6 protein-coding genes and 1 pseudogene are annotated in these 5,792 nt (G+C 73.6%); 1 reads left to right on the top strand and 6 read right to left on the bottom strand.

What is annotated here, in order from left to right:
• Positions 1–334: 334 nt before the first annotated feature.
• The 6 genes from glpX to ACTHMS_RS02535 form a co-directional block, all read right to left on the bottom strand.
• The gene (gene glpX / locus ACTHMS_RS02560; protein WP_440305110.1) at positions 335–1,396 is read right to left on the bottom strand and encodes a class II fructose-bisphosphatase; all 1,062 of its coding nucleotides are present in this window, start codon (positions 1,394–1,396) and stop codon (positions 335–337) included.
• Between the two features lie 182 nt (positions 1,397–1,578).
• Positions 1,579–2,442, bottom strand: a complete 864-nt coding sequence (locus ACTHMS_RS02555; RefSeq protein WP_440305109.1) for a DUF1206 domain-containing protein — start codon at positions 2,440–2,442, stop codon at positions 1,579–1,581.
• Between the two features lies 1 nt (position 2,443).
• A complete protein-coding gene (locus ACTHMS_RS02550; protein ID WP_440305108.1) occupies positions 2,444–3,334 on the bottom strand; it encodes a DUF1206 domain-containing protein in 891 nt (296 codons plus the stop codon).
• 42 nt (positions 3,335–3,376) lie between these two features.
• The gene (locus tag ACTHMS_RS02545; protein ID WP_440305107.1) at positions 3,377–3,598 is read right to left on the bottom strand and encodes an exodeoxyribonuclease VII small subunit; all 222 of its coding nucleotides are present in this window, start codon (positions 3,596–3,598) and stop codon (positions 3,377–3,379) included.
• The gene (gene xseA / locus ACTHMS_RS02540; protein WP_440305106.1) at positions 3,595–4,821 is read right to left on the bottom strand and encodes an exodeoxyribonuclease VII large subunit; all 1,227 of its coding nucleotides are present in this window, start codon (positions 4,819–4,821) and stop codon (positions 3,595–3,597) included. Before xseA ends, ACTHMS_RS02545 begins: the two co-directional genes overlap by 4 nt.
• Before the next feature lies 1 nt (position 4,822).
• Complete coding sequence (locus tag ACTHMS_RS02535; protein WP_440305105.1) at positions 4,823–5,254, bottom strand: hypothetical protein; 432 nt, start codon at positions 5,252–5,254, stop codon at positions 4,823–4,825.
• A gap of 44 nt (positions 5,255–5,298) precedes the next feature.
• On the opposite strand from ACTHMS_RS02535, the pseudogene ACTHMS_RS02530 reads away from it, so the two are divergent.
• Positions 5,299–5,792 (top strand): annotated as a pseudogene (locus ACTHMS_RS02530) (4-hydroxy-3-methylbut-2-enyl diphosphate reductase); the annotation flags it as partial.

Genomic DNA, 5,792 nt, shown 5'->3' with positions numbered 1-5,792 from the left:
GTGCTCGTCGCCCTGGTGGTGGCCGGAGTGGCGGTGGCGCTGGTGCTGACGCTCCGTTAGCTGCGCTCGATCCGGGCCTGTTCCTGCCCCTCGTGGTCCCCGCGCCCGCTGCACAACCTGTCGCTCAGGGGCCCTGCTCGGGCTGATGGCGCCGAAGGCTCGGCGATGTCTGCGATCTCGGGGCTTTCACGGCACGCATTGCCACGAGATCGCAGAAGTCATCCGGTCACGGCCGCAGTGGCGCATTCGCGGCTCGACGAGCGTGGCGGCAGCACGGTGAGCACGGGCGGTCAGTGCGTGACCCGACAACTGACGGTCCACTGCAGGACAGGAGCTAGTCGACGAGCCGCTCGCCGTCGGCCTCGAACGGCACCGCCGAGTAGGCCCGCAGCTTGGCCAGGGAGTGCCGGCTGTCGATCATCCGGATCGTCCCCGAGCGCGAGCGCATGACCAGCGACTGCGTGGTGCACCCGCCGGCGCGGTACTGCACACCGCGCAGCAGCTCGCCGTCGGTGATCCCGGTGGCGACGAAGAAGACGTCGCCGCGGACGAGGTCGTCGAGGGTGAGCACGCGGTCGAGGTCGTGCCCGGCGTCGACGGCCTTCTGCCGCTCGTCGTCGTCCCGGGGCCAGAGCCGGCCCTGCAGCGCACCACCCATGCACTTGAGGGCGCAGGCGGCGATGATCCCCTCCGGCGTGCCGCCGATGCCCAGCAGCAGGTCGGCGCCGGTGCCCTCGCGGGCCGCGGCGATCGCCCCGGCGACGTCGCCGTCGGTGATGAACTTGATCCGGGCGCCCGCGTCGCGGACCTCGCCGACCAGCTGCTCGTGCCGCGGCCGGTCGAGGATGCAGACGGTCACGTCGCCGGTGGAGCAGTGCTTGGCCTTGGCGACCCGGCGGATGTTCTCGGCGACCGGCGCGGTGATGTCGATGGCGTCGGCCGCGTCGGGCCCGGTGGCGATCTTCTCCATGTAGAAGACGGCGGACGGGTCGAACATCGAGCCGCGCTCGCTCACCGCGATGACGGCGATCGAGTTCGGCATGCCCTTGGCCATCAGCGTCGTGCCGTCGATCGGGTCGACCGCGACGTCGCACAGCGGCCCGGTGCCGTCGCCGACCTCCTCGCCGTTGTAGAGCATGGGCGCCTCGTCCTTCTCGCCCTCGCCGATCACGACGACGCCGCGCATCGAGACGGTGCCGATGAGTGCGCGCATCGCGTCGACGGCCGCCGCATCACCGCCGTTCTTGTCGCCGCGGCCGACCCAGCGGCCCGCGGCCATCGCGGCCGCCTCGGTGACGCGGACGAGTTCGAGCGCGAGGTTGCGGTCGGGTGCCTGCCGCGCCGGCGCCAACTCCGGCGGCAGGGCGGTCGAGGTGTCGGGGGATCCGTCGGACATGGCGGGCTTCCTCTCGGCACGGGCGGGAACGTTCATCCTGTCAGAGCACGTGGTTCGTCCGGGTCGGCGGCTCGCGACGGACGATCGACAGCGACGCCCGTCACCCACCACCGCCGCCCGAACCCGCGATGATCTCGGGGAAACCCCGGCTGGGACAGGGGTTTCCCCGAGATCATCGTGGGTCAGATGCGGCGGTACCGCGACTCGAGGCCGAGGTAGACGCCGTAGCAGGCGAGGGTGAGGGCGAGCAGCCAGAGCCCGGCCGAGCCCCAGGGGTTGCCGGCGAGCAGCCGCGCGCCGCCGTCGACGCCCTTGCCGTGCTGGGGGTCGTCCTCGATCGCGGCCGCGACGACCACCCCGCCGACGAGCGCGAACAGCCCGGCGCGCCCGAGGTAGCCGATGGTGCCGAGGACGAAGGTGATGCGCTTGGCCCGCGGGCTCATGCGGTGCTCGTCCAGCTGCTCGCGGAACTGCTGCCGCACGGCCCGGCTGACCAGGAAGCCGGCGATGACGATCGGCGTCGCGCCCGCCAGGAACAGCCAGACCTGACCGCCCGGCCACCGCAGGACGTGCGCGCTCCACTGCGTCTGCGTCCGGTTCTCCTTGCTCGCGCTCTGCGTGCCGCCGGCGAAGGCGGTGACCACGCAGTAGGCGCCGAGCGCGGCGTAGAGCACGGCCGTCCAGAGCGACACCACCCGGTTCGTCCAGCGGCTGAGCGCGGTGTCCTCGTGGTCGTGGTGCAGCACGGCGTCCAGCACGCTGAACAGGCCGAACAGCACCAACCCGACGCCGAGGACGAACACCACGATGTGCCCGCCGGTCTGCTGCGCGACGGCCTGCGCGACGCCCGGGCCGCTCGCCGGCTGGTCGTTCTTCGCGGGGCCGAGCGCACCGCCGGCGATGCGCGCGACGAGGTAGCCGAGCACGACGTAGACCAGGCAGCGGGCCGCGAGCCCGACACGGGCGCCCTGCTCGCCGGCCGTCGACCGCGCGACCGCCGCGAACGCAGCCCGCACCGGGCCGCCGACGGCGTGCTCGGCGACCATGTCACACGCGCCGGAAGCGGGCCTCGCAACACAGGTACAGCGCGAAGGCGAGGATCAGCACGGCGATCACCCACAGCAGCGCGGCGCCCGCGGTGTTGTTCGCGACCGCGCGGGCGGCCCCGTCGAAGCCCTTGCCGTTCTTCGGGTCGTCCTCGATCGCCGCGCTGAGCACGAAGGATCCGGCCAGGCCGTACAGCGCGGCGCGGCCGATGTGGCCGGCGGTGCCGAGGCCGAGCGCGGCCCCGCGCACGCGCGGGCTCATCCGCTGCTCGTCGAGGTACTTCCGGAACTTCTGCTGCACCGCCCGCACGAGCACGAAGACGGCGCCGCCGAGCACGGCGACGGCGACGAGGAACAGCCAGAACTGGCCGCCGGGCCAGCCGAGCACCTTCGCCGTCCACTGCGCCTGCTGCTGGTGCTGCTGGCCGGACGTCCGCTTCGGGGCGTCCGAGAACGCCGCCCGTAGGCAGTACACGCCGAAGAACAGGTAGAGCCCGGCGGCCCAGGCCGAGTTGAGCCGCTTCGCCCAGCGCTTGCGCGGTTTCGGCTCGTCATGGTGCAGCAGGGCGTCGACCGCGCTGAACGCCGCGTAGAGCAGCACGCCGAGGCCGAGCAGGAACACCAGCACGTGGCCGCCGCCCTGCTGCGCGACCGCCTGCGCGACACCCTGCTGACTGGCCGGCTGGTCTCCGGACGCGTCACCCAGCGCGCCGCCGGCGATGCGGGCGATGAGGTAGGCGAGCACGAGGAACGCGACCGCGCGGGCGCCGATGCCCGCGCGCACGGCCGTGGGCCACCACGGCTGCCGTTCGATGCCGGCGGCGGCGCCTCGGACCTCGGCAGCGCCCCGCCGACCGGGATGCGTCGTTGCGTAACCCGGAGCGGTGGTCATGGCGGCGGCATACCCGCCGCGGAAGGTCAGCTCACGGCGGGTTCACGAACCTGACGGCTCGGCGTCGTGCTTGGCGATGGCGGCGTCGAGCCGCTGGGACGCGTCGTCGAGCCAGCGCTGGCAGATGTCGGCGAGCCGCTCGCCCCGCTCCCAGAGGGCGAGGGACTCCTCGAGGGTCTGCCCGCCCGACTCGAGCTGCGCGACGATCTCGCGCAACTCGGCGCGGGCCGCCTCGTAGCCGGGTTCGTCGGTGGCCGCAGTCACGCGGGCGAGCCTACGGTCCCGCCGGCGACGGCACCGTCGCCGGTGGCCGCGAACTCGCCGCCGGCCACCCGGATGCGCAGCGGGCCACGCCCCTCGTCGGGCGTGCGCACCAGGCTGCCGTCGGGACGGCGCACCACGGCGTACCCGCGCTCGAGGGTGGCCTGGGGCGACAGCGCACGGATTCGCGCGCGCACGTGCTCGAGGTCGGCCGCGCCGGCGTCGACCATGGTGCGCACCCGGGCCCGCAACCGGTCGCGCGCGACCCCCGCCTCGTCGCGCTGCCGGTCGAGCCGGCCGCGCAGGGTGGTGCGCAGCCGACCGGGCAGGTTCGCCATCAGCTCCTGCTCGCGCTCGATGCGCCGGTGCACGCAGGCCCGCGCGCGGCGGCGGAGCTCGGCGATCTCGTCCTGCTCCTGCGCGAGGTCGGGGACGATCCGCTTGGCCGCGTCCGTCGGCGTCGAGGCGGCGAGGTCGGCGACGAGGTCGAGCAGGGGGCGGTCCTGCTCGTGGCCGATGGCGCTCACGACGGGCGTGAACGCTGCGTGGACGGCCCGCACCAGCGTCTCGTTCGAGAAGGGCAGCAGGTCCTCGACGCTGCCGCCGCCGCGGGCGATGACGATGACGTCGACCTCGCGGTCGCGGTCGAGCCGCTGCAGCGCGTCGACGATCTCGTTCACCGCGGACGCCCCCTGCGTCGCCACGTTCTCGAGCCTGAACCGCGCGCCCGGCATGCGCCGCCGGGCGTTCTCGACGACGTCGCGCTCCGCGGCGCTCGCCCGGCCGGTGATCAACCCGATCGTGCGCGGCAGGAACGGCAGCGGCCGCTTGTGCGACGCCGCGAAGAGCCCCTCGGCGGCGAGGAGCTTCTTCAGCTGCTCGAGGCGGGCGAGCAGTTCGCCCAGGCCGACCTGGCGCATCTCGACGGCCCGCATGCTGAGCGAGCCGCGCTCGAGCCAGTAATCGGGTCTGGCCTTCACGACGATGCGCGAGCCCTCGGCCACGGTGTCCGGCAGCACGCCGCGCCCGCACGTCACCGACAGTGAGATGTTGGCGTCCGGGTCGCGCAGCGTCAGGAACTGCGTGGCCTGGCCGGGACGCCGGGTGAGCTGCGCGACCTGCCCGTCGATCCAGATCTCGCCGAGGCGGCCGATGTACTCGGACAGCTTGATCGCGACGACGCGGACGGGGACGGGCGCTTCGGCCGAGGTCTCGAGCCGGGCCACCTCAGCCCCGCGGGTCGACGTCGTCGAACGCCGACGGCTTGCGGTTGCGGGGCGGGCTCACCCGCTTGGGGGTCGCGGCACGGCCGGGGCTGCGGCGGGGGGCCGGGTCGTCGTCGACCGACGGCACGGCCCCGTCGTCGACGGCCGGCGCGAAGCCGTTGCGTTCGGCCACCCGGCGCAGGTGCTCGTCGTCGACCGGGTCGTCGAAGGTCGCCCACGGTGGCGGCTCGTCGGTCGTCGGCCGCCCGTGCAGCACCTCGTCACCGCGCGCGGTCAGGGCGGCCCACCGCTGCTGCGCCCGCAGCGAGGCCTGCAGCGCAGTGCTCACCGCCAGCATGGGCAGCTCGACCGCACGGTCGGGCAGGCGGCGTGCCTCGTCGGCGGCCAGCGCGACGAGCCCGACGGCGGCCCGGACGGGGCTTGGGAGCTGCATGACACCAGCCTGCCGTATCGGTGCGCGTCCGTACCATCGAACTCATGCAGTCCCTCGGAAAGCGTGTCCTGCTCGCCCGTCCCCGCGGCTATTGCGCGGGTGTCGACCGGGCCGTGCAGACCGTCGAGCGGGCCCTCGACCACTACGGCGCACCGGTCTACGTGCGCAAGCAGATCGTGCACAACCTGCACGTGGTGCGCACCCTCGAGGCGCGCGGCGCGATCTTCGTCGAGGAGAACGCCGAGGTGCCCGAGGGCGCGATCGTCGTGTTCAGCGCGCACGGTGTCGCCCCCGAGGTGCACGAGGAGGCGGCCGAGCGGGACCTGAAGGCGATCGACGCCACCTGCCCGCTCGTGACGAAGGTGCACCACGAGGTGCGCCGCTTCGCCGCGGACGACTACGACATCCTGCTGATCGGCCACGAGGGCCACGAAGAGGTGGTCGGCACCACCGGCGAGGCGCCCGAGCACATTCACCTTGTGGATGGGCCCGATCAGGTCGACGAGGTCGAGGTGAAGGACCCGTCGCGGGTGGCATA

This window comes from Jatrophihabitans sp. (genome assembly GCF_051960575.1).
Taxonomy (GTDB): Bacteria; Actinomycetota; Actinomycetes; order Mycobacteriales; family Jatrophihabitantaceae; genus JBQCEE01.
The sequence above is the reverse complement of the archived record's forward strand: the minus strand, read 5'-3'. Positions and strand labels throughout refer to the sequence as shown.

What these genes read in the sequence shown, in the direction of transcription:
- ACTHMS_RS02535 (WP_440305105.1), bottom strand. Translation starts at nt 5,254, where the DNA reads ATGCAGCTCCCAAGCCCCGTCCGGGCCGCCGTCGGGCTCGTCGCGCTG.
- glpX (WP_440305110.1), bottom strand. Translation starts at nt 1,396, where the DNA reads ATGTCCGACGGATCCCCCGACACCTCGACCGCCCTGCCGCCGGAGTTG.
- ACTHMS_RS02555 (WP_440305109.1), bottom strand. Translation starts at nt 2,442, where the DNA reads ATGGTCGCCGAGCACGCCGTCGGCGGCCCGGTGCGGGCTGCGTTCGCG.
- ACTHMS_RS02550 (WP_440305108.1), bottom strand. Translation starts at nt 3,334, where the DNA reads ATGACCACCGCTCCGGGTTACGCAACGACGCATCCCGGTCGGCGGGGC.